The following is a 22802-nucleotide window of genomic DNA, read 5'->3' on the forward strand; positions in this document are numbered from 1 at the left end:
GGTCGCGAAAAGACTTTGATCACAACTGTTATGCGAACAACACGTTGACCTGAACGGACATCAACTCCGCAGCACCGTCGGCAGCGCGTCGCGCACCGCCGTGCCGAAGGCGGTGATCGCCGGGTGGCCGGCGGCGCCGTGGCGGAAGGTGATGGCGGTGCGGCGGGACATCGGCAGGCGGTGCAGGTGGACGGTGGGCGGCGGGTCCAGCAGGCCGAGTTCGGGGACCAGGGCGGTGCCCTGGCCGGCGGCGACCAGGGCGAGGACGGTGACGAAGTCGTCGGCGCGGTGGCGGATCCGCGGGCTGAAGCCGGCCGCCTGGCAGGCGCGGATGGTCATCGCGTGGCAGAGCGTGCCGGGCGTGGCCAGGATCCACGGGTCGGCGGCGTGGGCGGCCAGGTTGCCGGGGTCAGAGGTGCGGGTGGCCAGGTACATCGCCTCGGCGAACAGCGGCTCGCCGGCGATGCCGGGCTCGACGGGCGCGGGGACGAAGTCGTAGTCGTGCACCAGCGCGACGTCCAGCTCGCCCGCGCGCAGCAGGTCGGCCACGCCCGCCGGGTCGACTTCGGCGACCATCGGTTCCAGCTCGGGCCAGCGCTCGGCGAGCAGCATCAGGGCGGGCGGGATCACCACCCGGGCGGCGGACGGGTAGGTGCCGATCCGCAGCGGTCCGGCCGGACCGTGCCGGGCCTCGGCGAGCTCGGCCGAGGCCTGCTCCAGGTGGGCCAGCACGGCCTCGGCGTGCCGGACCAGGTTGTGCGCGGCCGGGGTGAGCGCCACCCGCCGTCCGGTGCGCTCCAGGAGTGCGACCCCGGCCTCGCGTTCGAGTGCGGAGAGCTGCTGGGAGACGGCGGAGGGGCTGAAGGCCAGCGCCTCGGCGACGGCGGCGATGGTGCCCCGGTGGGCCAGCTCCCGTAGGAGCCGCAGACGGCGGACATCGAGCATCAGCACAGCTTACGGTTCACGGTGGAAACGCGAACTGGACCTGTACAGCGGTCGGCGGCGAGGATCAGGCCATGAGCCACCCACTGCACGGAAGCCAGTCACTGCACGGGATCCTCGTCCCGCTGATCACTCCGTTCACCGCCGCCGACACCGTCGCCCTGGACGCGCTGGAGCAGCTCGCCCACGGCGTGCTGGACGAGGGCGCGGCCGGGCTGGTCGCGCTCGGCACCACCGGCGAGCCCAGCGCGCTGGACCCGGCCGAGCGGGCCGCGGTGGTCGAGCTCTGCGCCCGGGTCTGCCGCGAGCGGGGGGCCGCGCTGGTGGTCGGCGCGGGCGGTGGCGCCCGGGAGGGCCTGCGGGCGCTGGCCGAGCTGGGGGAGCGTCCCGAGGTCACGGCCTCGCTCACTCCGGTGCCGGCCTTCGTGCGGCCCGGGGCGGACGGGGTGCTCGCCTACTTCGAGCACCTGGCAGCCCGCAGCCCGGTGCCGTTGATCGCCTATCACATCCCGCACCGCACCGGTCAGGCGCTGGACGCCGAGACGCTCTGCGCGCTCGCCCAGGTGCCGGGCCTGGCGGGTGTGAAGTACGCCACGGGGGCCCTCGACCCGCAGGTCGTCGCCCTGCTGGCCGCCGCGCCGCCCGGCTTCGCGGTGCTGGCCGGCGACGACGCCGTGCTGTCGCCGCTGCTCGCGCTCGGCGCGGCGGGCGGGATCCTGGCCTCCGTGCACCTGGCCACCGGGCGGTTCGTCGCGCTGGCCGACGCCTGGCGGGCCGGAGATCTGGTGCGGGCCCGGGAGTTGGGGCACCGGCTGGCCGCGCTCTCGGCGACCGCGTTCGCCGAGCCGAATCCGACCGTGATCAAGGGCGTGCTGCACGCCCAGGGTCGGATCCCGAGCCCGGCGGTGCGGTTGCCGCTGCTGGCCGCGAGCTCGGCGAGCGTGGACCGGGCGCTCGCGGCGCTCGACCCGCTGGTCGCGCCGCAGCTGTCCACCAGGTGAATACCGTGCGGAGAAAGGCCAGGCAGCGGGCAAGATGAAGCAGAGCAGTAGACCGGAGGAGGAAGTACGGATGAAGATCGGCATCGTGGGTGCCACCGGCCAGGTCGGCGGCGTGGTCCGGGAGATCCTGGCGGAGCGGTCGTTCCCGGTGACCGAGCTGCGGCTGTTCGCCTCGGCCCGTTCGGCCGGCAAGACCCTGCCGTGGCAGGGCGCTGAGGTGACGGTGGAGGACGCGGCCACCGCCGACTACACCGGTCTGGACATCGTGATCTTCTCGGCCGGCGGCTCGACCTCCAAGGAGCTGGCGCCCAAGGTGGCCGCGGCCGGTGCCGTGGTGATCGACAACTCCTCCGCCTGGCGCCGTGACCCCGAGGTCCCGCTGGTGGTCAGCGAGGTCAACCCGGAGGCGATCGCCGAGCTGCCCAAGGGCATCATCGCCAACCCGAACTGCACCACGATGGCCGCGATGCCGGTGCTCCGCCCGCTGCACGAGGAGGCCGGGCTGACCGGCCTGGTCGTGGCCACCTACCAGGCCGTCTCCGGCAGCGGCCTGGCCGGCGTCGCGGAGTTGCAGGAGCAAGCGGCCAAGGTGGTGGACGGCGCAGCCGCGCTGACCCACGGCGGCTCCAACGTCGAGTTCCCCGAGCCGCAGGTCTACCAGCGCCCGATCGCGTTCAACGTGGTCCCGCTGGCCGGCTCGATCGTGGACGACGGTCTGAACGAGACCGACGAGGAGCAGAAGCTGCGCCACGAGAGCCGCAAGATCCTCGGCATCCCGGACCTCAAGGTGTCCGGCACCTGCGTCCGGGTGCCGGTCTTCACCGGCCACTCGCTGCAGGTCAACGCCCGCTTCGCGCGGCCGATCAGCCCCGAGCGGGTCGCCGAGCTGCTGGCCGACGCACCCGGCGTGGTGCTGACCGACATCCCGACCCCGCTGCAGGCGGCCGGCCAGGACCCGACCTTCGTGGGCCGGATCCGCCGGGACGAGACGGCGGAGAACGGCATCTCCCTCTTCCTCTCCAACGACAACCTGCGCAAGGGCGCGGCGCTGAACGCGGTGCAGATCGCCGAGCTGGTCGCGGCACGGCGCGGCTGACCCGTCAAAACGGACCAGGGCGCCTGACGGACCGTCAGGCGCCCTGCGGCGTTTCCGGGTCTGACGGGTCGGTAACGCGGCGCGGGCGGCGGGACGGCGGCCGGGCCGGTCGGCGAGCAGCTGCCGTCCGGCGATCGGGTGACGCTCACACCGGCGATCGGGCGACGCGCAGCCGGGTGACGGGGTGGCGCTCACGTGGGCGATCGGGCGGCGCAGCCGGGTGATTCACCACGCCTTCGGGGGGTAAAGGAGATCGCAACGGTCCGGCAGGGTGCCCAGGTGAGGCTCGCTCGGGCAGACTGCACGGACTGCCCGTGCTCAGCGGCAGAGCACAGGAAGAGGGGTACCTCATGGACCGTTGCGTCGTCCTGGTGGACGCGGGATACCTGCTGGGCGCCGCGGCCAGCCTGCTCGCCGGTGAGTCCGCGAGGTCCCGGGTGACGGTGGACCACACCGCGCTGATCGCCTCGCTGCGCGAGCGGGCCGAGGAGGAGACCGGCCTTCCGCTGCTGCGGATCTACTGGTTCGACGCGGCCCCCGAGCGCCGCCCGATGCCCGAACACCGCAGGCTGCGGGTGCTGCCCCGGGTCACCGTGCGGCTCGGCGCGCTCACCCGGGCCGAGGGCCGCTGGGTGCAGAAGGGCGTGGACGCCGCGATGCACGCCGAGCTCTCCGAACTCGCCCGCAACCGGGCCTGCGCGGACGTGGTGCTGGTCACCGGCGACGGCGACCTGTTGCCCGGCATGATGTCCGCCAAGGAGCACGGGGTGGCCGTCCACCTGTGGGCGCTGCAGGCCGCCGACGGGGACTTCAACCAGTCCGAGGACCTGGTCGGCGAGGCCGACGAGCGCCGGGTGCTGGACCGCGAGTGGATCACCCGTTCGGTGCGGCTGCGCGATCCGGCCCTCGCGTTCCCGCCGGCCGGGCCGCGCCCGGAGATCGCCAAGATCCTCGCCGCGCCGCCGGCCGCGCCCTCCGCCGCCCCGCCGGCCGCCGCCGAGGCCCCGGCCCCGCCGGCCGAGCCCGCCGAACTGCCGCCCACCGCACTGAAGGTGGTGCCGACCCCCAAGGATCTGGCCGGCCGCACCGCCGCGCAGTCGCACCAGCAGCAGCCGGGCGCCGCCGTCGCCGGCAACGGTCCGGTGCTGCGCTGGTCCTCCGACCGGGGCTGGGTGGACCGCCCCGCCGAGGCCCCCACGGCCGGTGACGCGTTGCCGACCCTGGCCCAGCTCACCACCGCCGAGCAGCGCTGGGCCGACCGCGAGGAGGACATCACGGCGATCGGCGGCGACCCGCACGAGGTCGGCCAGGTCTTCGCCCGCCGCTGGACCGAGCGGCTGGGCGATCGCGAGCGGTTGACCATGCTCTGGTCGGACTACCCGCGGATCCCGCACCGGGTGGACGGCGAGCTGCTGCGGTACGCGGCCCGGTTCGGCCTGCTCGCGCACAAGGACGACCAGATCGACGAGCACGACCGGTACGCGATCCGGGCCGGCTTCTGGAAGGAGCTGGCGACCCGGGTGCCGGGCGGCGAGCTGATCGTGGTGGACGACTGATCCTCGCCGGTCGGGCGGCCTGATCCCGATCGACTGATCCTCGCCGATCGGGCGGCCTGGTCCCGGTGGGCCGGCGGTCGCCCCCTGGTCCGGATTCCTCATGGTCGACGCGTAGAGTCTGCGTTCGTGAGTGACGCCCCCCTGCCCTGCTGCTCCGTCCGGGGCCTCACCAAGAGCCACGGCGAGATCCTGGCCAATGACGGGGTCGACCTGGAGATCCGCCAGGGCGAGATCTTCGGGCTGCTCGGACCCAACGGCGCCGGCAAGTCGACGCTGGTCCGCCAGCTCACCGGCCTGCTGCGCCCGGACGCGGGCAGCGTCGAGATCCTCGGCCACGACGTGGTCCGTCACCCGGACCGGGCCGCCCGGCTGCTCGGCTACCTGGGGCAGGAGTCCACCGCGCTGGACGAGCTGACCGTGGCGCTGGCGGCCGAGACCACCGGTCGGCTGCGCGGTCTGACCAGGGCCGCCGCCCGGGCCGAGAGCGCCGGCGTGCTCGCCGAGCTGGGGCTGACCCCGCTGGCCGCCCGTCCGCTGGCCAAGCTCTCCGGCGGCCAGCGCCGGCTGGCCTGCTTCGCGGCCACCCTGGTCGGCGAGCGCCCGCTGCTGGTGCTGGACGAGCCGACCACCGGCATGGACCCGGTGGCCCGCCGCGCCGTCTGGTCGGCGGTGGACCGTCGCCGGGCCGAGCGCGGCACCACGGTGCTGCTGGTCACCCACAACGTGATCGAGGCCGAGACGGTGCTCGACCGGGTCGCCGTGCTGGACGAGGGCCGGGTGATCGCCTGCGACACGCCGGGCGGGCTGAAGGCGATGGTCGACGGCGACGTCCGGCTCGACCTGGTCTGGCGCACCGAGCCGCCGCTGGAGGTGGCCGCGGTCGCCCGGCTGGCCGAGCGCGCGGAGCGCACCGGACGGCGCTGGACCCTGCGCACGACCCCGGACGAGGCCAGGGAGCTGGTCGCCGCCGTCACCACCGGACCGGCCTTCGCGGCGCTGGACGACTTCACCCTGGCCACCCCGAGCCTGGAGGACGTCTACCTCCGGCTCGGCGGCCGCCACCAAGGACTGGCGAAGTGAGCGTACTGACCCCCACCCCCGTCAAGGCCGCCCCGCTCGCCGCCCCGCTGGCCCCCGCCGCCCGGCTGCTGCCCGCCCTGGCGGCGGTCTACCGGGCGCAGCTGGCCCGGGCCAAGGTGGCCCGGATCCCGCTGATGTTCGTGGCCACCTTCCAGTCGGTCGGCATCCTGGTGATGATGCGCGGGGTGGTCGACAGCGGCGACAACCCGTCGGCGCGCGCGGTGGTGGCCGGATCCAGCGTGCTGGTGGTCGCCTTCGTGGCGCTCAACCTGCTCGCCCAGTACTTCGGCAAGCTGCGCGCCACCGGTGGCCTGGACCACTTCGCGACGCTGCCGGTCCCGGCCGCCTCGGTGGTGCTCGGCGCGGCCGCCGCCTACGCCTCCTTCACGCTGCCCGGTGCGCTCGTCACCGCGGCCTTCGGCTCGGTGCTCTTCGGGCTCTCGCTGGCCCACGTCTGGGTGCTGCTGGCCGTGGTCCCGCTGGCCGGCGCCGCGCTCTCCGGCCTGGGCGCCACGCTCGGCCTGCTCGCACCGAAGCAGGAACTGGCCACCATGGCAGGCCAGTTGGGCATGTCGGCCGCGCTGCTGCTCGGCGTGCTGCCCGCCTCCCACCTGCCGGCGGCGGTGCGGGCACTGCGCGACCTGCTGCCTTCCACCTACGGGGTGGACGCCTTCGCCGCCACTTTCGCCCGCCACCCCGACTGGCCGCTGGTGCTGGCCGACCTGACCGTCTGTGCGGGTGTCGGGGTGCTCTCACTGGTGCTCGCCACCTGGTCCTACCGCCGCGCCACGACCCGCTAGCGGGATTCGCGGGGTTGGCGTGAAACGATGGGTGACGTGACCGTACCGAACAGTTCCCCGGACTCTCCGTCGTCGGACTCCCCGTCGCCGTGGGCCCCGCCGGCGGATGGCGAAGCGCTGCCGGACCCGCACCCGTCGCCCGCCGCCCGCTGGGCCCGGCTGTCGCCCGAGCTCCGGGTCGGCGCCCCGATCTTCGGCGCCTGCCTGGTCCTCGGCGTGCTGATGGCGGCGATGTGGTACTGGCTGGCGCCGGAGGTGCCGCTGGTGGTGCACGGTCAGAGCGTGCTGTACGTGGACCCGGAGGGCGAGCAGCGGGCCGGTGCGGACGGCACCTTCGTACTGCTCGGCCTCGGCTTCGGGCTGGTCACGGCGCTGGCCGCGTTCCTCTACACCCGCCGGCGCGGCGGCGGCATCGTGGTGGCCGCCGGGCTCACGGCCGGCGGGCTGGTCGGATCGCTGATCGCCATGTGGCTCGGCATCGCGCTCGGCCCGACCAGCGACATCGTCGCCCACGCCAAGCAGGTCGGTGACGGGCACACCTTCAGCGAGGCGCTCGACCTGGGCGCCAAGGGCGCGCTGCTGGCCTGGCCGATGGCCGCCCTGGTGGTGCTGCTCGCGCTGACGGCCGCCTTCGGCAAGCGTGAGCAGGACCCGCCGCCGTACTGGGCCGGGCCGACGGTGCCGTCGGCGGGTGGTCCGGTGGACGAGCTGGCGCCGCCGGCTCCCGCTGCTGACGTGCCGTCAGCTCCGTCCGACCCGGCCACCGCGCCCGGCTCGGACGCGGCCGGCGCCCCGGTGGTCCCGCCGCCGTCCTCCCGGGGCGGCTCCGCAAGCCCGGCCAAGTCCAGCCCGGCCAGCTCCAGCCCGGCCGGCTCAGGCTCGGCTGATCAGGGCGCTGACAGCGCCCGTCAGACGCAGTAGGTCGGCGGGCGCCAGCTCCACCTCCAGGCCGCGCCGGCCCGCCGAGACGTAGATCGTCGGGTGGGCCAGCGCGCCGGTGTCCAGCACGGTGGGCAGCGCCTTGCGCTGCCCGAGCGGCGAGATCCCGCCGCGCACGTACCCGCTGCTGCGCTCGGCTGCCGCCGGGTCGGCCATCGCGGCCCGCTTGCCGCCCATGGCCGCCGCCAGCGCCTTCAGGTCCAACTGCCCGGCCACCGGCACCACGCCCACCGTGAGCGCGCCGTCCACCTCGGCGACCAGCGTCTTGAACACCCGGCTCGGGTCCACCCCGAGGGCCGCGGCCGCCTCGCCGCCGTAGGAGGCGGCGGCCGGGTCGTGCTGGTAGGCGTGCACGGTGAACGGGACGCCCGCCGACTCCAGGGCCACCGTGGCAGGGGTGCCCTTGCCGCCGTTGCTGCCGCTCTTCTTCGCCATCCGTCGGTGACTCCCGTCGGTTCGGTTCGGTTCGGTTCGGGCTGGGCCCGGTTCGGGCCTCGGTTCAGTTCGGGCTGAACGCCTGCCGGGTCAGCTCCGCCGCCGGCACCGAGGGCAGCCAGGCCAGCAGCGCGGCCTCGCGGCGCAGCAGCTCCAGCTCGGTGCTCAGCCGGGTCGCGGTGTCCGGGCAGGCCAGCAGCCGCTGCTTGACGGGGACCTCCAGCACGGACGCGGCCGCCACCAGGTAGGAGAGCACCTGCGGGTCGTCCGGCAGCTCCTGCTCACCGCTCAGGCTCGCCTGCCGGGCCCCGGCCAGCCGCTTCTGGTACACCCGGAAGGCCCGCTCGACCCCGCCCGCCAGGGCGCCCGCCCCGTTGCCCAGCCGTTCCTCGATCAGCTCGCACTGCCCGACCAGGTACGGGCCGCCGGTGTCCACCTCGCGCAGCCGGAACCGGGTGGTCCCGGTGATCAGCAGCTCGTACCGTCCGTCCGCCTGCGGTGTCACCGAGGCCACGTCGGCCACGCAGCCGATCTGGTGCAGTGCCTCCAGCGGGTCGCCGCTCGCCGTGCCGAGCCCGCCCAGCGGTCCGGCCGGTTCGTCGCTCTCGGTCACCGGCGTCATCTCGCGCCCGTCCTTGATCGCCAGCACTCCGAACCGCCGCGGCTGGTCCTCGGGACCGGCCAGCAGATCGGCCACCAGCTGGCGGTAGCGGTCCTCGAACACGTGCAGCGGGAGCACCAGCCCGGGGTAGAGCACGGCGTTGAGCGGGAAGATCGGCAGCCGTTCTGTCACGGCGCACAGCGTATCCGCCCGCACTGTCAGCCTGACGCCGGGAGTGATCCCGGGGCCGGTCCGCGCCCCGGATCAGGTGCGGAGCGGTGCGCGGCCCCCGGCCGGCGGGGCGTCCCGGCGCGCCTGCCGGACCGTCGTTCGCCAGCACGGTGAAGTCCGAGGTCTTCGCTGTCATGGCCGAGATCCGGGTACGGCCGGGCGGCACCGGTGGCGGACGCGTGCCGCCGGGTTCGCCGAGGCCGACTCGTGCTGGCACCACCTGCGGTCGGGGTGCTGCCACGCTGTCGTGCGGGTGCGCGGGCGCGGGAGTCTGCTGCCACCGGCGGGGACCGCTCGCAAACGCTTACCAGCAAGGGGAGTTACGCCATGCACAGCACCAGCCAGTCCGCCCGGGGGAGCGCTACCGGGTCTGCCGTCGCTGCCGTACCCGCCGGTCGTACGGGGCGGCCACGGTTGCTGCTCGCCTCGGCCCTGCTGGCCGCCGTCGGTGTGGTCGCGTCGGCCGGGCTCGCTGCCGCCGGGCCGGTCGCCGACGCCTCGGCTGCCGCTCCAGCGGCTGCCCCCCGGCAAGGTGCCCGGGCGGTGCTGCCGGCGCCCACCGGGTCGCACCAGGTCGGCACCGTCTCGCTCCATCTGGTCGACGACTCCCGCGCCGACCCGTGGGTCGCCGCCCAGCCCTTCCGCGAGCTGATGGTCACCATCCGCTACCCCGCCCGGGACACCGCTCGCCACCCGCTCGCCCCGCAGCTGCCGCCCGGCGTGGCGGCCGCCTTCCCCGCGCAGTACCTGAACGCGGACGGCATCCCGCTCGACCAGGTCGACTGGGCGGCCACCCGCAGCTACGCCCACCAGGACGCGCCGGTGGACCGGCGCGGCGGTCCGCTCCCGGTGGTGCTCTACTCGCCCGGGGCCGGCGACCCCGCCGCGCTGAACAGCACGCTGGCCGACGACCTCGCCTCCCGCGGCTACCTCGTGGTGACCATCGACCACACCTACGAGGCGCCGGCGGTGGAGTTCCCCGGCGGCCGCGTCGTCACCGGCGTGCTGGCCCAGCAGGCCGCCGGTGTCGGGAACGACCCCGCCAAGCTCGCCGCCCTGCTGCGCAAGCTGGTCGCGGTCCGGGTGGCCGACACCCGCTTCGTGCTCGACCAGCTGGACGCGCTGGCCGCCGGGCACAACCCGGACGTCGAGCGGCGGCAGCTGCCCTGTGGCCTCGCGGGCGCCCTCGATCCCCACCGGATCGGCATGTTCGGCCAGTCCGGCGGCGGCTTCACCGCGGCCCAGGCGATGCACGACGACCCGCGGATCAAGGCCGCCGCCGACCTGGACGGCGTCCTCGGCTACGTCGGGGACGACACCGATCCCGCCAATCCCGGCACGGCCGCCACCGACGGGCTGGACCGTCCGATGCTGCTGATGGGCAGTCAGGGCGACGACCACCACACCAACCCGTCCTGGGGCGCCCTGTGGCAGCACAGCACCGGCTGGCACCGGGACTTGACGCTCAACGGTGCCACCGAGACGACCTACACCGACAAGGAATCGATGCTGCCGCAGCTCGCGCGGCAGCTGAACCTGCCGCCGGCCACTGTCACCGGCACCCTCGGGACGATCGCACCCCAGCGTGCCGTGGCCGCTCAACGGGCCTATCTCGGCGCGTTCTTCGACCGCTGGCTGCGTGGCCAGGACGACCACCTGCTCGACCAGCCCTCGGCCGCCTACCCTGACGTCCGGTTCGTGCGGTAGGTGGAGTTAGCTGGGGCCCACCCGTCCCGACCCCCAGCGAAAGGCGTACCCCGCCGTGGCCACCGTGCTCATCCCGCTCCCGACCCGGGACTTCGACCCCTCCGAGGTGGCCGTCCCCTGGCAGATCCTGACCGGGTCGGGCCACCGGGTGCTGTTCGCCACCCCGGACGGCCGCCCCGCGAGCGCCGACGAGCTGATGGTCACCGGTCGCGGCCTCGATCTCTGGAGCCGGGTGCCGGGGCTGGAACGCCTGGTCCTGGTGGGCCGGGTGCTGCGGGCCGGCCAGGACGCGCTGACGGCGTACCGGGCACTGGAGCGGGACCCGGCCTTCCGGGCGCCGCTGAGCTGGGAGCAGGCCGGCCTCGACGCGGCGGACGGGGCGGCCGGGATCGACGGGCTGCTGCTGCCGGGCGGCCACCGAGCCCGCGGCATGCGCGCCTACCTGGAGAGCGAGATCCTCCAGCACCTGGTGGTCGACGCCTTCCGACGCGAACTGCCGGTCGCCGCGATCTGCCACGGCGTCCTGCTCGCCGCCCGCAGCATCGACCCCGCCACCGGGCGCTCGGTGCTGCACGGCCGTCGCACCACCGCCCTGACCTGGAGCCTGGAGCGCCGCGCCTGGTCGGTGGCCCGCCGCACCCGCTTCTGGGACCCGGACTACTACCGGACGTACCGCGAGGAGCCCGGCGAGCCCGACGGCTACATGTCCGTCCAGCAGGAGGTGACCAGGGCGCTGGCCACCCCCGCCGACTTCCTCGACGTGCCACCCGGCACCCCGCACGCCGGGCTGAAGTCCGACGGTCGCCACCGGGACAGCGCGGCTGACGACCGTCCGTCCTTCGTGGTGCGCGACGGCCACTACGTCTCCGCCCGCTGGCCGGGCGACGTGCACGCCTTCGCGACGGCGTTCGCGGCGTTGCTGGCGACGGGCGGGGCCTAGTTCGGGATGCCCGACCAGCACTCCTGCACCCGGGCGCGCAGGGCCGGGATGAACCAGTCGAGTGCGGGCGCCAGGCTGTCCGGGGCGGGCCAGCCGTTGATCACCGCGAGCAGCTGGAGGTACTGCTCCCACCGTCGGTCGTTCGCGGCCTCCAGCCTGGCCAACAGTCGTTCCCGGAGCCCGACATCGTCGGGGTGGCCGAGGACGTGCGCGTAGTGGGCCACGACCGCCGCGACCACCGGATCGGCCTGCGCCGACTGCGGGTCGGTGCCGGCCGCCAACGCAGGGCCGGCCAGGTCGCGGACCACTGAGGCGGGATCGCGACGCGGGCCCACGGCGCCGTCCCGGGCGCGGTCGGCCGCGTGGTGCCCGGCGATGCGCCGCACGGCGGCGCGAAAGTGCGGGTCCTGGGCGAGCTCGGCCAGTTCCACCCAGGCCGCGACCTGGTCGGTCTCGGGGTGGTCGGGCAGTTCGGGAGTCATCGTCCGGCTGATCCCGGCGAATTCGGGAGCGGCGTCCAGGTCGCCGAAGACGGCGTCGAGGAACTCGCCGATCAGACGCCGACGTTCGTCCGCCGAGAGCTTGGCCAGCTTGTGCATGAGATCCATCTCCTCCGGGGTCGACCCGCGTTCGGCCACCGCCGTGAGCACCGCGTGCCGCAGGCGCAGCGTGCGGATCTGCACCGCGAGTGCCTCGGCGTGCGCGGCGGCGACCTCGGGGAGCGAGAGCTCACGATCCAGCACCTTGCGGATCGTGGGCAGGTCGAGGCCGAGGTCGCGCAGGGTCCGTACGAGGTCCAGGCGTGCGACGGCGTCGGTGTCGTAGCGCCGGTAGCCGGCCGGGCTGCGGTCGGTCGGTGGCACGATGCCACGGTTCGCGTAGAACCTGATGGCCTTGACCGTCAGTCCGGTCCGTTGGGCCAGATCGCCGATCGAGTAGAGCGTGTCGCCGTCCATGGGCCCAACTCTCGCGCCTCCCCCTGGGGGAGACGCAAGCGCCGGGCCGCGCGCTCAGCGGGCGGTGTGCGGGCGGCAGCGCTTGCGCCACTCGAAGGGGAGGATCGAGACGCGCGAGGTGACCGAGCCGTTCCACTTCGTCGCCACGCCGTGGCGGGCGAGCGTCTCGCAGGCCTCGCGGGCTATGGCGGCACTCGCCGCGTCACGCTTCGCGTCGTCGTCCTCGTAGGCACCGAACGCCAGCAGCAACCCGCCGCCTCCGACGGCGCGTTCGAAATCCTGGCCGTGGTAGAAGACCGCCCCGCGCGGCGGGGTGCGGCGCTCGGTGGCGATCTCGTTCACCTCGCACCAGCCGTCGGACATGGTGTAGCCCGCGTTCTGCAACGCGACGATGCCGCGTGCGTTCAGCTCGGCGAAGGCCTGGTCGATGGCGTCGTTCGTGGTCGGCTCGCGCCAACTCGCCTCGCGGGCGCGCTGGTCGTCCCAGAGTCGCCTGACGTGTGCCTCCAACTCGGCGACCAGGTCGGCCAGGTCGTCGGCATCGAGCTCACCGAACTCGTCCTCCACGTCTTCCTCGACGCGGTCGAGGATGTCCTGGCGACTCTCGAAGCCGCCTCGCACCACGTCCTCCAGCCGGGCGAACAGGTGCGCGCGGGACTCGGCGGCTCGGTCGTTGTCAGTCGCCATGGTTTCGCAATCCTCCAGGTCGGGGCTCGACGTGCGGTGGCCGGCCGCCCGGCCGGGCCTCGCCGCCGGCTGGACGAGGTCCTGGCCGTCGCGGGCGAAGATGCCCTCGTGGTCCCTGCGGTCTGCCCTCACAGCCGGTGCAATCTACCCCTGCGGACCTGACGTCCGCGCCCCGTTCCCGAGTATCCAGGAGGAGACGTACTCCTACGCCGGAAGGGGGCACTGTGCGGGACCACGCCAACACCAGGGGCACCGACAAGGAGGAGGCCGCTCCGGCGGTCCGCAAAGCCGCCCAGGGCGGGCAACTCCCGGGTCTCCAGCGCCTGCAGTCGACCGTCGGGAACTCCGCCGTCGTGCAGATGCTTCGCAAGGCCGGGCACCCCGGCGAGCCGGCGGCGGTGCAGCGCGCAGAGGTCCAGGACGTCCTGCGAACCAACGGACGGCCGCTCGACGACAGCACGCGCGCCGAGATGGAGAGCCGTCTCGACGCCGACTTCTCCGATGTCCGCATCCACGACGACAGCGCCGCGAGGGCGTCCGCGGCCGCCATCGGCGCTCGCGCCTACACCGCCGGCCAGCACGTGGTCATCGGCGAGGGCGGTGCCGACAAGCACACCCTGGCCCACGAGCTCACCCACGTCATCCAGCAGCGCCAGGGGCCGGTGGCCGGCACCGACAACGGAGCCGGCCTCCGGGTGTCCGACCCCGCCGACCGCTTCGAGCGGGAGGCGGAGAGCACCGCACGCCGCGTGTTGACCGGCCCGGTGCCGACGACCCGGCAGGCCGAGAACGAGGCGCGGGCGGCCGAGCAGGCCCCGGGGCAGGCGGTCCAGCGCTGGGCGAACCAGAACTCCCAGGCCCAGCAAGCCATGACGGTTTCGGCGGGCGGGCTGTTCGCGGTCGCTGCCCATACCCCCACCTCGATCTGGGTGCACGTCGGAGCGCCGGCCGCGAGCATCTCCCCGGCCCTGCGGCCGACGCGCGCGCAGCCGCAGGACTTCTTCGGTACCGGGAACTACCGGGAGTACCAGCTCGCCAGGGAGATCTTCGACGACTGCCTCCACACCGCGGAGGAGATCATGCACAACGCCGTGGGAGAACTGAAGGACGGCGCTCTGAACAGCAACATCCGCACGACCGGCGGAACCTTGCCCTTCGGTACGTCGGACGAGTTGAACCGCGAGCGTGCGGATGCTTTCGACGGGGAGCCGGACCGCCGGGCAGCTCCGGTCGTCGGCCAGGCCTACGTCATGGTCGCCATGAACCCGGGCGAAACGGTCATGTCGCAGTACCACGCGGCGGCGGTCGTGGGGGTCGACGGCGACGACACCGTGACCATGGAGGCATTCGCCGGCAGCGGGCAGACCGCCCCGGAGCCCGGGACGTACACCGTCGGCTCGACGTCATCGTTCCACGACTACTGGACCGGCGGTTACTACAGCCCGCACTACCCCCAGGTCACCATGAAGACGGTCGTCATCGGAAGGCGCGGCAGGGGTCCCCGCGTGGCGGCGGGCGGGGAGCGGCCCGCCAACCCGAACGTGGCCTAGGGCCTGTACGGCGGATCTTTTCGGATGAGCCCGCGGCGTTGGGCGCCCGGCTGGGCGTGCGCCCGAGTCGTCCTCGTACTGGACGTACTTGGGCGATTCGGGCGTGCGTCCAGCCGGGATGCCCGGCGTCGCGGGCCCGGAAAGATCCGCCGTACAGGCCCTAGCGGACACCGTGGCCCTGGTGGGCGCACTACTCCCGTCCGTCCGTACAATTCCCCAGGTTGAAGGCACGTGGCGCGCCTCACGAGGGGGAACTGACATGAACGACAGGCCGGCACAGCAGGGACTTCGCTCGCCCGCCGCCGAGGCAGGGGCCGGGCGGTTCGGACGGCGGATCGCGGTGGTCTTCGGGTTGCTCGCGCTGGGGGTCGCCGGGCTGTCCTTCGAGGCGCACGTCTACGACCAGCAGGTGACCCAGGTGCTCGCGCACTGCCACCACGTCGCGGGGGTGCCGGCGCTCGCCAGCGTGGCGAGCGCTGCGGCGCTGCTGCTGACCCTGGCGGGTGCGGCGGTCGCGGTGTGGGCGCTGGTCCGCTCCCCACGCGACGGTAGTGCCGGGGTCGGCCTCGGGACGGCGCTGTTGGCGCTGCTGCTGCTGGTCGCGGTGGTGCTGCTGCTGGTCGACGTGCTGGCGGTGCACCAGGACTTCATGCCGGGCAACTTGGCTCCGTACGCCTGCGATTGAGTGCAGACCACGGGCCCGGGCACGCGCTAGTATCCTGCCACCGGGGGTGGCTCGCCGCCGGTGGATGACGGGGGAGCGCGAAAGAAATGAATGACATCCAGGTCCATCCCGACGGCGTGCGTGGCACGGCCAGGGCGGTGCGCGCGATTTCCGACCAGGCCTCGCCGACCGCCGACCACCTGCTGGACGACAGCCTGACGGTGGCTCAGGCGCAGCCCGCCTGGCAGTCCTCCTCGGCGCTGACCACCTGCGCCACCAACTGGCAGGCTCGGCTGAACGACATCGTCGGCCAACTGCGGGCCTACTCCGACCAGTTGAACCAGTCTGCCAACTCCTATGACGCGGCCGACGCCGAGGCGGGCCGCCGCTTCCAGCAGGCGGTCGCCGACCTGAACGCGAGCTGAGGCCGCCATGATCACCCTCGCGGACCTGCAACAGGCCGACCCCACGCAGTGGATGACGGCCGCCGACGGCTGGATGCTCGCCGCCCAGGAGGCGACCGATGCCTCCAACGACCTGCACGCGCAGGGCGTCGGCCCGCTCGGCGACCACTGGCAGGACGCGGTCGGCCAGGCGGCCGGTCAGAAGCTCTCCGGCCAGGCCGACGCGCTGGAGGCCGCCTCCGACATCATGCGTGGTGTGGCGATGGTGCTGCACGGCCTGACCCACAGCATCGAGTACGCCCAGAGCACGCTCAACCGCGCACTGGCCCTCGCCCAGCAGTTCAACCTGTCGGTCGACCTCGAAGGCGCGGGTGCCAGCATCCCGCCCGGCGGAGCCGACTCGCCCGACAACCGCGACGCGCTCGCCGAAGTCAACGGGCTGCTCGTCGAGGCGCTGGGCGAGGCCGCGCAGGCCGACCAGCAAGTGGCCGCCGAGCTCGCCAAGTTGGGCAACGACACCAATGTGACGGACCTGGGTCAGGCCCTGGACCAGATCCAGGGCGAGGCCTCCAACGTCGAACTCGCCGCCTACCAGGGCGACATCCCGAGCGGTGACAATCCGCAACTGGTCACCGACTGGTGGAACGGCCTCACCCCGCTCCAGCAGCACCAGTTCATGCTCTCCGAACCGGTCGCCATCGCCGGCCTGCCCGGCATCCCCGACGACGTCAAGGCCGAACTGCACGGCACGGACGGCAAGTACGACCGGGTGGCGTTCGTGCAGTACGCGCAGGCGCACTGGAACGACGGCCACGGGGACGTGAGCGGCGAGGACAACTGCACCAACTTCACCTCGAACGCGCTGCACGAGGCCGGGATGCAGTACAAGGGCTGGAACACGTACGACTCGAACGGCTGGAACCAGAGCATCGCCGGCCAGAGCGGCTGGGACTTCGGCCTGGGCTTCATCGCCGGGCAGGAGCACAGCGACAGCTGGAGCGCCGCGCAGAACCTGCACGACTTCCTGACCGGCAACGGCGGCCAGGAGGTGACACAGGATCAGGTGAAGCCGGGTGACCTCGTCTTCTTCCAGGAGAACAACAACCAGGACCCCAGCCTCCCGCAGGGCCAGATCCACCACACCGCGATCGTCACCGCCGTCACCCCGGACGGCGACGTCCGCTACACCCAGCACTCCGATCCGCGGCTCAACGTCAGCCTGGACGGACGCACCGAGCACGAGGTCCGGGCCGAGGGGCAGCAGAACGTGCTCTTCGTCCGCCCCCAACCGAACTGGTACTGACCGCGAGTTCCGATTCCACCCCGCACCGCACGACCTCTCACCGCGGCTGCGCCGAACAGTGCGGCCGGGCACAGCGATTGACCTGTCCTCGCCTCAACACGCGTGGCAGTGCCGTTACGGAAGCGTCCCGCGGTAGGTCCGCGCCGCCCACGTCTTGAAGTGCGGCGACCGCGCTATCAGGTCCCGGTACGAGGCGGCGGCCGCGCCGAAGAGCGTCGCCGCCACGTCCTCGGCCACGCTCTCCTTGCGCCAGGCCAGCAGGTAGCGGCACCAGACGGGCGTGCCGATCAGGGGCCGGACGATGACGCCGGGGATCGTCCGGGTCGTCGCCTGCACCAGCGAGACGCCGAGGCCGTCGGCGATCATGTCCAGCAGTTGGAGCCGGTCGCCGAGGAACTCGTGCACCATCGCCGGCGCGAAGCCGACCGCCGCGCAGGCCGCGTAGAAGACGCCGGGCCAGCCGGCACCGTCGTCGGGGGTGAGGAACCAGGGGTCCTCGGCCAGGTCGGCGAGCTCGACCGCCGTGCGGTGCTTCAGCCGGTGCCCGGCGGGCAGGGCCACGAACGAGGGCTCGGTGACGATCCCGCGATGCTCGATGGCGATGGAGTGCCGCAGCTCCAGACCCGGGTAGTCCACGCCGATGGCGGCGTCGAGCATGCCCGTCTCCAGGAGCTCGACGATCTGGGAGGACCGGTACACGCTGCTCACCGTCAGTACCAGATCAGGCAGTTCGGTCCGCAGGCGTCCGACCATGCCCGACAGGATCGGGGAGTTGGTGGCGGCCAGCCGCAACACGGGTCGCGGCGCCGCGTCCTCGACCGGGCCCCGTCCGATGGCCTCGACCCGGGCCAGCACGTCCCGGGCCCGCGCGACCACCTCCACACCGAACCTGGTCGGCCGCACGCCCGCAGCGTTGCGCTCGAACAGCGGCTCGCCGAAGTGGAGTTCGATCCTGCGCAGTTGCGTGCTCATCGTCTGCTGCGAGTACCCCGACTCGGCCGCGGCCCGGCCCAGGCTCCCCGCGTCCGCGATCGCGCACAGAGCCTGTAGGTGTCGAAGCTCCAGCTCCACGCGCACGCCCCCGGGTCCTCGCACTGCTTGAGCAGTCGAATCGCATAGTAATCAGATATGCGACAGGCGGGTTGTCGGTGTGCCGCTGTCCCGTCAGGGGATCCGGAAGTGATGGACCTGTGGACGCGTCGAACGCACGAACACCCTGTGAGCGCCGTGCGGTATGGTCCGCCCGACAGGCGAACGGGGGACACCATGGACGATCCACAGGACTGGCGCTCACCTGGGCTTCCGGCGTTGACGAAGGAGCAGCGCAGGGAGCTCACCAAGGTCGGGTTCGACCTCGATCGGCTCTACCAGTTGAGCCGCAGCAAGTACGGCGTCTCGCAGATCCGCAGCGTGCTGCTCTGCTTCACCGACTGCTACCCGGGCGAGCAGCCCGGCACCGCGGACGTGGCGCGGGTGGGCGAGGCGTGGCGGATGGCGAGCCATCGGCCCGGGTCGGTGCTGCGCGAGCAGTTGAAGCAACGCGGCCTCGGCCACCTGGACCCGGACAACGGGTTGACGCGCTCGGCGCTCGGCGACCGCAAGGCGCTGGAAGAGCGGGAGCGCAAACCGCTGCGCCCGCGCACCCCGAGGCGGGCGGTGCTGGGCTGGGCGCTGGTGCTGCTGCTGGTCATCGTCCAGGCGCTGCTGGGCTTCGTGGACCTGGGCATCGGCATCGTGATCGGCGGTATCGGACTGATCGTCGGCTGGTTCCTGCCGGTGCGCCGGCTGGTCTACGGCAGGCGGACCGCGCCGCGCGCAGTGAAGGTCGCCTACGTGCTGGGCGCCCTCGCGCTCTGTTACGCGACCGCGTCCGCGGGGGCGGTGGCGGTGATGGCGCTCGGCACCCACGGGACCGTCCACATCGCCTACGAGGACTCCGAGATCGGCAGCCACGGCACCCACTACCGCCAGTGCTACCTGGACCTGCCGGGCGGCATCGAGCCGCTGCGCACCACCGGCTCCTGCCCGGCACCCGAGGGCGCCCCGGTCAGTGCGTTCTACCTGCCGGGCGGTGACTCGCCGCTGCGGCCGGTGCTGGCGGACTCGGCCTCGCTGGAGCAGGCCGGTCTGCTGTGGGGCCTGCCCACGGTGCTGGGCCTCGGGCTGCTCGGGTACGCGGTGGTGGCGAGCACCCGCGGCCTGGAACGGCCGGCCCCTCGGCCACCTGACGGGGAGTCACCTGGCCGCAGTCGTCATCACGGTCAGTAGCGGCTCCCAGCGGCATCCGGGCCTCACCCGATCCCCCGGAACACGCGGCGTTGACGAGGCTGGGTCCGCCGCGACGGCAGGTTCGCTCAGGCTTTCAGTGTGGCGCGGATGAGATCGCGCAGCTCGTCATCGGTGATCACTACCGCGTCCTGGGACCGCAGCCGAATGGTCCCCTTCCCGCTCACGAGCGTGGGGTGTCGGGAGCTGAAGCCCGCATCGCGGTCCTTGCCCCACCCGTAGATCGAGACACCGTGCTGCCAGGCGCCGACATGAAGCTTGCGCTTTCCAACTCGGTAGGTCGGCATCCCGTATGACAGCACCAGGCCCGCCTCCGGGAACGCCTCCAGGATCAGGCCGCTCACCCGATCGAAGAGAGGGCGGTGTTCGAGAGCGATCCCGTCGATGTACCCCTGCACGGCGTCCATGTGATCCATTGTTGTCGTGCCTCACCCGGAACGCCGCCTCATCAGCGGACCCCGGGAGCTGCGCCGCGCCGCCACTCACGGTAGGCACGGGTGGAGTGCGGCACCCACGCGGTGATCGATGCCGTGATCGGCATCTGCAGACACGCGACACCGGTACTGTCTACACAGATGTAGACGCTAGTGTCGAGGCATGACAACTTCGACGACTACCGCGACCCCTAGAGGCGCCTCGGGCAGCGCTCGACGGAACACCGCACGGCGCCAAGGCCGGAGCCCAAGAAGCTCCGATCCCGTCGTCAGCGACCCGCGCGATGCCCCACACACCTTGGGAGCAGTTGATGTAGGGGGTTTGGTAGCTGTAGAACCAGGCTGTGCCCGGGAAGATGTCGTTGGCGGGCGAGTCACCGGGAATGCCGTAGGTGACGCCGTTGCACTTGTCGTAGACGCCGGTGTAGACGCGCACGTCGGTGCTGCCACCCATCATGAGGACCCTGCTGTAGTACACGCCGGGGGAGACCTCATCGACGCAGGGTTGCAGGGTCCAGCCCCACCAGGGGCCCTGAGAGGGGCCACATTGCTCGCCGCCGACGTTCGCGTTGGCTGTGCCGGCGGTGGTGAGGGTGGCACCGCCGGCGATGGTCAGCACGGCGGCGGCCATGGCTATGGTGCGGCGGAGCTTGGGTGTCTTCAACAGCTTGGGCATGGCTTCCCCCGTGTTTCATCCAGCCCACAAAGGCCGGCAACGGCCATGCCCTTGGGGGCATGGGGGCAGGCGGTGTGTTGGTGGCCGGCCCGGTCCGATGGTCGAGGCTGGAGAACGCTTGTGCTAGGGGAGGCGGAAGTTCACCGGAGATTCCCGGACACACAGCCGCTGCCCGGCTGCCCGCCGTTGCCACCTGGAGCCCGACCTCCGGCAGCCGGGTCCGGTTGACCGGGCCGGCCGACCCGGCAGTGCCACCCACCAGGGCCTGACGACGGCAGTCAGGGCCCAAGTCGGGGACGCCGGTGCGGCCCCGCGTCTCGCCTGCTTAATCCCTGGCATCTCATCAATAACTTCTGCACCAACCGGTTTCGGCTGAAACCGTTCTCTCTGGCGCCACATCTGCCATTCCTTGGCTACGTCGCCTCATAGCCCTGTCCCTCCCACGGCGCTGACGGGAGATGAGGCTGGGCGCTCGCACCGACGGCAGCGGCAGCGTGGCCACACGTCGGGGAGCGGGCGGGTGTCCGGCTCGTCAGACCGGATCCGGCGGGAGGAGAGCTTGATGCGCCGGCCGGTGGCGGTGATCCGGTAGACGTGCAGGGTCATGACGCTCTTCTTCACGGGTGGCTCAGTTCCTCGCGCAGAGAGGGCAGTTCGGCCAGCCCAGTGGGCACGACGGAACCCCGGAGGACCCGGCCCGTGCAGTGCGCGTGAGCGGCGATGTGGTCGGTGATCGCGGTGAGCGTGCGGACGCCGCAACCGCCGATCTCGATGTGCGCCCCGGCGGGCGTGATGGTGATCCGGGCGCCGCCCTCCAGGGCCACCAGCGGCGGAAGTCCGGCCAGCGCGAGGGCGTCCACCAGGGCGGCGACGGCGAGTTCGGCGGCTTCGCGCTGCTCGCGGCAGGCGCGGTCCTCGGGGGACTCAACGCTGGTGCTGGGCACGGGCGTTCAGGCCGTCGCGGAGCAGGGCGGTCAACTCGTCGGCCACGTCGGGGCGGACCCGGCCGAGGGTGACGAGGTAGTGGCCGGTGATGGTGGGCCAGTCCACGCCGAGGGAGGGGATGGTGATGTCGGCCTCGGTGAGGATGGCGGTGAGGGCGGCGGCGGAGGTGACGGCGCGCTGCTCGGAGGGGTCGAGTCTTGCGGTCATGGCGTCTCCTTGCTTGGTTCTGACGGTCGTCAGGCAGGCTTCGGGCAGGAGGAGATGGCGGATGGCCGAGGCTGATGATCGCTCTGGGCGGCCAATCCGTCACTCTCAGCATGATGGCTGGCTCGATCCGCATGCAAGTAGGTCAAGCAAAATGTGAAAACATTCAAATCGAACGTGAATTCGCCTTCCTCGAAAGTGGGCTTGGTGGTGGCATACGTCCTTGCGGTGCAGGCAGACTGATCACCTGACAGCAAGGAGGGGTGGGAAGGATGGCCGCTAACGATGTGCCCACGGTTCGGCATCGGCGTCTCGCAGCCGAGCTTCGCCGACTGCGTGAGTCAACGGGCCTCTCGGCTGAGGAGGTTGTGAGCCGGATCCCTGGGATGAACCTTCCGAAGCTGAGTCGCTACGAGAATGCCCGCGTTGCACATCCGAAGGCGGATGTGGTCGGGGCGCTGCTCGACGTTTACGAGTGCGATGCCGACCTCAAGGCCGTGCTTCTGCAGATCGTCAAGGAGAAGCCGAGGCGCGGCTGGTGGCAGGGCTACAGCGACGCGCTCAACCTTCTCCACACTGACTTGATCACCTTGGAGGCAAGCGCCATCGGGATCAAGACGTACGAGGCTTCGTTCATCCCCGGGTTGTTCCAGACGCGGTCATACGCGCAGGCGATCTTCTCCAGGCTGAGCCGAACCCCGGCGAGCATTCCGGCCATGATCGATGTCCGGATCGCTCGGCAGGCCATCCTGTCCAGGGCGGAGAACCCGGTCACGATGTGGGCCGTCATCCATGAGTCTGCGCTCTCGGCCAACATGGGCGAGGGGGTGATGGTCGATCAGCTCGACAGGCTCATCAGCCTGTGTGGCAGCCCGAACATCAAGATTCAGATCATGGAGTCGGCGGCGCCACCGCACCCGGGGATGAACGGTGCCTACACACTGCTGGAGTTCCCCGCGCGCGCACTCGATGTCGTCCTCGCGCCAGGTCATGCGGGCAGTCGGTGGGAGGATGAGCCGGAGCGGGTGGAGATCTACCGAGCGGGCTTCAACCAGATCATCGCGTCAGCCCTGAACCTCGATGACTCGCACGCGCTCATCATCGAGAAAAGGGACATGATCAAGTGAGCAGCTTTCCTGATGCGTCTGCCCTGTCGGCGCTCTGGCGCAAGTCGAGTCGGAGCAACGAGGACGGCAACTGCGTCGAGTGCGCCGCCGCCTCCGGCGACGTCGCCGTCCGGGACAGCAAGGACCCCGCAGGCCCCGCCCTCCGCTTCTCCGCGAAGGCCTGGGCAGTGTTCGCCGATGCGGCGGGCGGTGACCGGCTCGTGGTGGCCGATCGCTGATCGGAGGCGCGGAGCCCGAC

26 protein-coding genes are annotated in these 22802 nt (G+C 72.3%); 16 read left to right on the forward strand and 10 right to left on the reverse strand.

The window, feature by feature from the left end; genetic code table 11:
* Positions 1 to 60: 60 nt before the first annotated feature.
* Positions 61 to 945, reverse strand: coding sequence for a LysR family transcriptional regulator (locus P3T41_RS01225; protein ID WP_280687021.1), 885 nt, complete (start codon positions 943 to 945; stop codon positions 61 to 63).
* Positions 946 to 1016: 71 nt separating this feature from the next.
* Between P3T41_RS01225 and P3T41_RS01230 the strand changes: the two genes are divergently transcribed.
* From P3T41_RS01230 to P3T41_RS01255, 6 genes are all read left to right on the forward strand, one after another.
* Positions 1017 to 1943, forward strand: coding sequence for a dihydrodipicolinate synthase family protein (locus P3T41_RS01230; RefSeq protein ID WP_280687022.1), 927 nt, complete (start codon positions 1017 to 1019; stop codon positions 1941 to 1943).
* Positions 1944 to 2013: 70 nt separating this feature from the next.
* Positions 2014 to 3039 (forward strand): aspartate-semialdehyde dehydrogenase, encoded by a 1026-nt coding sequence (locus P3T41_RS01235; RefSeq protein WP_280687023.1) that lies wholly within the window; start codon positions 2014 to 2016, stop codon positions 3037 to 3039.
* Between the two features lie 350 nt (positions 3040 to 3389).
* A complete protein-coding gene (locus P3T41_RS01240; RefSeq protein WP_280687024.1) occupies positions 3390 to 4595 on the forward strand; it encodes an NYN domain-containing protein in 1206 nt (401 codons plus the stop codon).
* A gap of 186 nt (positions 4596 to 4781) precedes the next feature.
* Positions 4782 to 5675, forward strand: coding sequence for an ABC transporter ATP-binding protein (locus P3T41_RS01245; RefSeq protein WP_280687314.1), 894 nt, complete (start codon positions 4782 to 4784; stop codon positions 5673 to 5675).
* Positions 5676 to 5680: 5 nt separating this feature from the next.
* Complete coding sequence (locus P3T41_RS01250; RefSeq protein WP_280687315.1) at positions 5681 to 6475, forward strand: ABC transporter permease; 795 nt, start codon at positions 5681 to 5683, stop codon at positions 6473 to 6475.
* Between the two features lie 36 nt (positions 6476 to 6511).
* A complete protein-coding gene (locus P3T41_RS01255) occupies positions 6512 to 7396 on the forward strand; it encodes a hypothetical protein (RefSeq protein ID WP_280687025.1) in 885 nt (294 codons plus the stop codon).
* On the opposite strand, the gene ybaK is transcribed toward P3T41_RS01255, so the two are convergent.
* Together ybaK and P3T41_RS01265 are read right to left on the reverse strand one after the other, a co-directional pair.
* Positions 7349 to 7849 (reverse strand): Cys-tRNA(Pro) deacylase, encoded by a 501-nt coding sequence (ybaK, locus tag P3T41_RS01260; protein WP_280687026.1) that lies wholly within the window; start codon positions 7847 to 7849, stop codon positions 7349 to 7351. The two genes, P3T41_RS01255 and ybaK, sit on opposite strands and share 48 nt — an antisense overlap.
* A 64-nt stretch (positions 7850 to 7913) precedes the next feature.
* On the reverse strand, positions 7914 to 8642 hold the full coding sequence (locus P3T41_RS01265; RefSeq protein WP_280687027.1) for an LON peptidase substrate-binding domain-containing protein: 729 nt from the start codon (positions 8640 to 8642) through the stop codon (positions 7914 to 7916).
* Between the two features lie 366 nt (positions 8643 to 9008).
* On the opposite strand from P3T41_RS01265, the gene P3T41_RS01270 reads away from it, so the two are divergent.
* Positions 9009 to 10388, forward strand: a complete 1380-nt coding sequence (locus tag P3T41_RS01270; RefSeq protein ID WP_280687028.1) for a hydrolase — start codon at positions 9009 to 9011, stop codon at positions 10386 to 10388.
* Positions 10389 to 10443: 55 nt separating this feature from the next.
* Positions 10444 to 11328 carry a type 1 glutamine amidotransferase domain-containing protein gene (locus P3T41_RS01275; RefSeq protein ID WP_280687029.1) on the forward strand — a complete coding sequence of 295 codons (885 nt, stop codon included), beginning with the start codon at positions 10444 to 10446 and terminating at the stop codon, positions 11326 to 11328.
* Here the strand turns inward: P3T41_RS01275 and P3T41_RS01280 are convergent.
* Both P3T41_RS01280 and P3T41_RS01285 read right to left on the reverse strand, forming a co-directional pair.
* On the reverse strand, positions 11325 to 12284 hold the full coding sequence (locus P3T41_RS01280; protein ID WP_280687030.1) for a MerR family transcriptional regulator: 960 nt from the start codon (positions 12282 to 12284) through the stop codon (positions 11325 to 11327). The two genes, P3T41_RS01275 and P3T41_RS01280, sit on opposite strands and share 4 nt — an antisense overlap.
* A 54-nt stretch (positions 12285 to 12338) precedes the next feature.
* Positions 12339 to 12971: a hypothetical protein gene (locus tag P3T41_RS01285; protein ID WP_280687031.1), complete on the reverse strand. Its 633-nt coding sequence runs from the start codon at positions 12969 to 12971 to the stop codon at positions 12339 to 12341.
* Between the two features lie 224 nt (positions 12972 to 13195).
* Between P3T41_RS01285 and P3T41_RS01290 the strand changes: the two genes are divergently transcribed.
* From P3T41_RS01290 to P3T41_RS01305, 4 genes are all read left to right on the forward strand, one after another.
* Positions 13196 to 14521, forward strand: coding sequence for a DUF4157 domain-containing protein (locus P3T41_RS01290; protein ID WP_280687032.1), 1326 nt, complete (start codon positions 13196 to 13198; stop codon positions 14519 to 14521).
* Between the two features lie 259 nt (positions 14522 to 14780).
* The gene (locus tag P3T41_RS01295) at positions 14781 to 15206 is read left to right on the forward strand and encodes a hypothetical protein (RefSeq protein WP_280687033.1); all 426 of its coding nucleotides are present in this window, start codon (positions 14781 to 14783) and stop codon (positions 15204 to 15206) included.
* An 86-nt stretch (positions 15207 to 15292) separates the two neighbouring features.
* The gene (locus P3T41_RS01300; protein ID WP_280687034.1) at positions 15293 to 15610 is read left to right on the forward strand and encodes a type VII secretion target; all 318 of its coding nucleotides are present in this window, start codon (positions 15293 to 15295) and stop codon (positions 15608 to 15610) included.
* A 7-nt stretch (positions 15611 to 15617) separates the two neighbouring features.
* Positions 15618 to 16892: an amidase domain-containing protein gene (locus P3T41_RS01305; RefSeq protein ID WP_280687035.1), complete on the forward strand. Its 1275-nt coding sequence runs from the start codon at positions 15618 to 15620 to the stop codon at positions 16890 to 16892.
* 114 nt (positions 16893 to 17006) lie between these two features.
* On the opposite strand, the gene P3T41_RS01310 is transcribed toward P3T41_RS01305, so the two are convergent.
* Complete coding sequence (locus P3T41_RS01310) at positions 17007 to 17963, reverse strand: LysR family transcriptional regulator (RefSeq protein ID WP_280687316.1); 957 nt, start codon at positions 17961 to 17963, stop codon at positions 17007 to 17009.
* Positions 17964 to 18158: 195 nt separating this feature from the next.
* Here P3T41_RS01310 and P3T41_RS01315 point away from each other — a divergent pair, with 195 nt between their 5' ends.
* The gene (locus tag P3T41_RS01315; protein WP_280687036.1) at positions 18159 to 19160 is read left to right on the forward strand and encodes a hypothetical protein; all 1002 of its coding nucleotides are present in this window, start codon (positions 18159 to 18161) and stop codon (positions 19158 to 19160) included.
* An 86-nt stretch (positions 19161 to 19246) separates the two neighbouring features.
* On the opposite strand, the gene P3T41_RS01320 is transcribed toward P3T41_RS01315, so the two are convergent.
* From P3T41_RS01320 to P3T41_RS01335, 4 genes are all read right to left on the reverse strand, one after another.
* On the reverse strand, positions 19247 to 19585 hold the full coding sequence (locus P3T41_RS01320; protein WP_280687037.1) for a DUF1801 domain-containing protein: 339 nt from the start codon (positions 19583 to 19585) through the stop codon (positions 19247 to 19249).
* A 160-nt stretch (positions 19586 to 19745) separates the two neighbouring features.
* Positions 19746 to 20288, reverse strand: coding sequence for a hypothetical protein (locus tag P3T41_RS01325; protein ID WP_280687038.1), 543 nt, complete (start codon positions 20286 to 20288; stop codon positions 19746 to 19748).
* A gap of 617 nt (positions 20289 to 20905) precedes the next feature.
* Positions 20906 to 21232 carry a hypothetical protein gene (locus P3T41_RS01330; RefSeq protein ID WP_280687039.1) on the reverse strand — a complete coding sequence of 109 codons (327 nt, stop codon included), beginning with the start codon at positions 21230 to 21232 and terminating at the stop codon, positions 20906 to 20908.
* Positions 21213 to 21440 carry a hypothetical protein gene (locus P3T41_RS01335; protein WP_280687040.1) on the reverse strand — a complete coding sequence of 76 codons (228 nt, stop codon included), beginning with the start codon at positions 21438 to 21440 and terminating at the stop codon, positions 21213 to 21215. The genes P3T41_RS01330 and P3T41_RS01335 overlap by 20 nt, the downstream gene beginning before the upstream one ends.
* 74 nt (positions 21441 to 21514) lie before the next feature.
* On the opposite strand from P3T41_RS01335, the gene P3T41_RS01340 reads away from it, so the two are divergent.
* From P3T41_RS01340 to P3T41_RS01350, 3 genes are read left to right on the forward strand one after another with little or no spacing between them, the layout of a single operon-like run.
* Complete coding sequence (locus P3T41_RS01340) at positions 21515 to 21688, forward strand: hypothetical protein (RefSeq protein WP_280687041.1); 174 nt, start codon at positions 21515 to 21517, stop codon at positions 21686 to 21688.
* A 21-nt stretch (positions 21689 to 21709) separates the two neighbouring features.
* Positions 21710 to 22564, forward strand: a complete 855-nt coding sequence (locus tag P3T41_RS01345; RefSeq protein WP_280687042.1) for a helix-turn-helix transcriptional regulator — start codon at positions 21710 to 21712, stop codon at positions 22562 to 22564.
* On the forward strand, positions 22561 to 22782 hold the full coding sequence (locus P3T41_RS01350; RefSeq protein ID WP_280687043.1) for a DUF397 domain-containing protein: 222 nt from the start codon (positions 22561 to 22563) through the stop codon (positions 22780 to 22782). Before P3T41_RS01345 ends, P3T41_RS01350 begins: the two co-directional genes overlap by 4 nt.
* Positions 22783 to 22802: the final 20 nt, after the last annotated feature.

Source organism: Kitasatospora sp. GAS204B (genome assembly GCF_029892155.1).
Lineage (GTDB): Bacteria > Actinomycetota > Actinomycetes > Streptomycetales > Streptomycetaceae > Kitasatospora.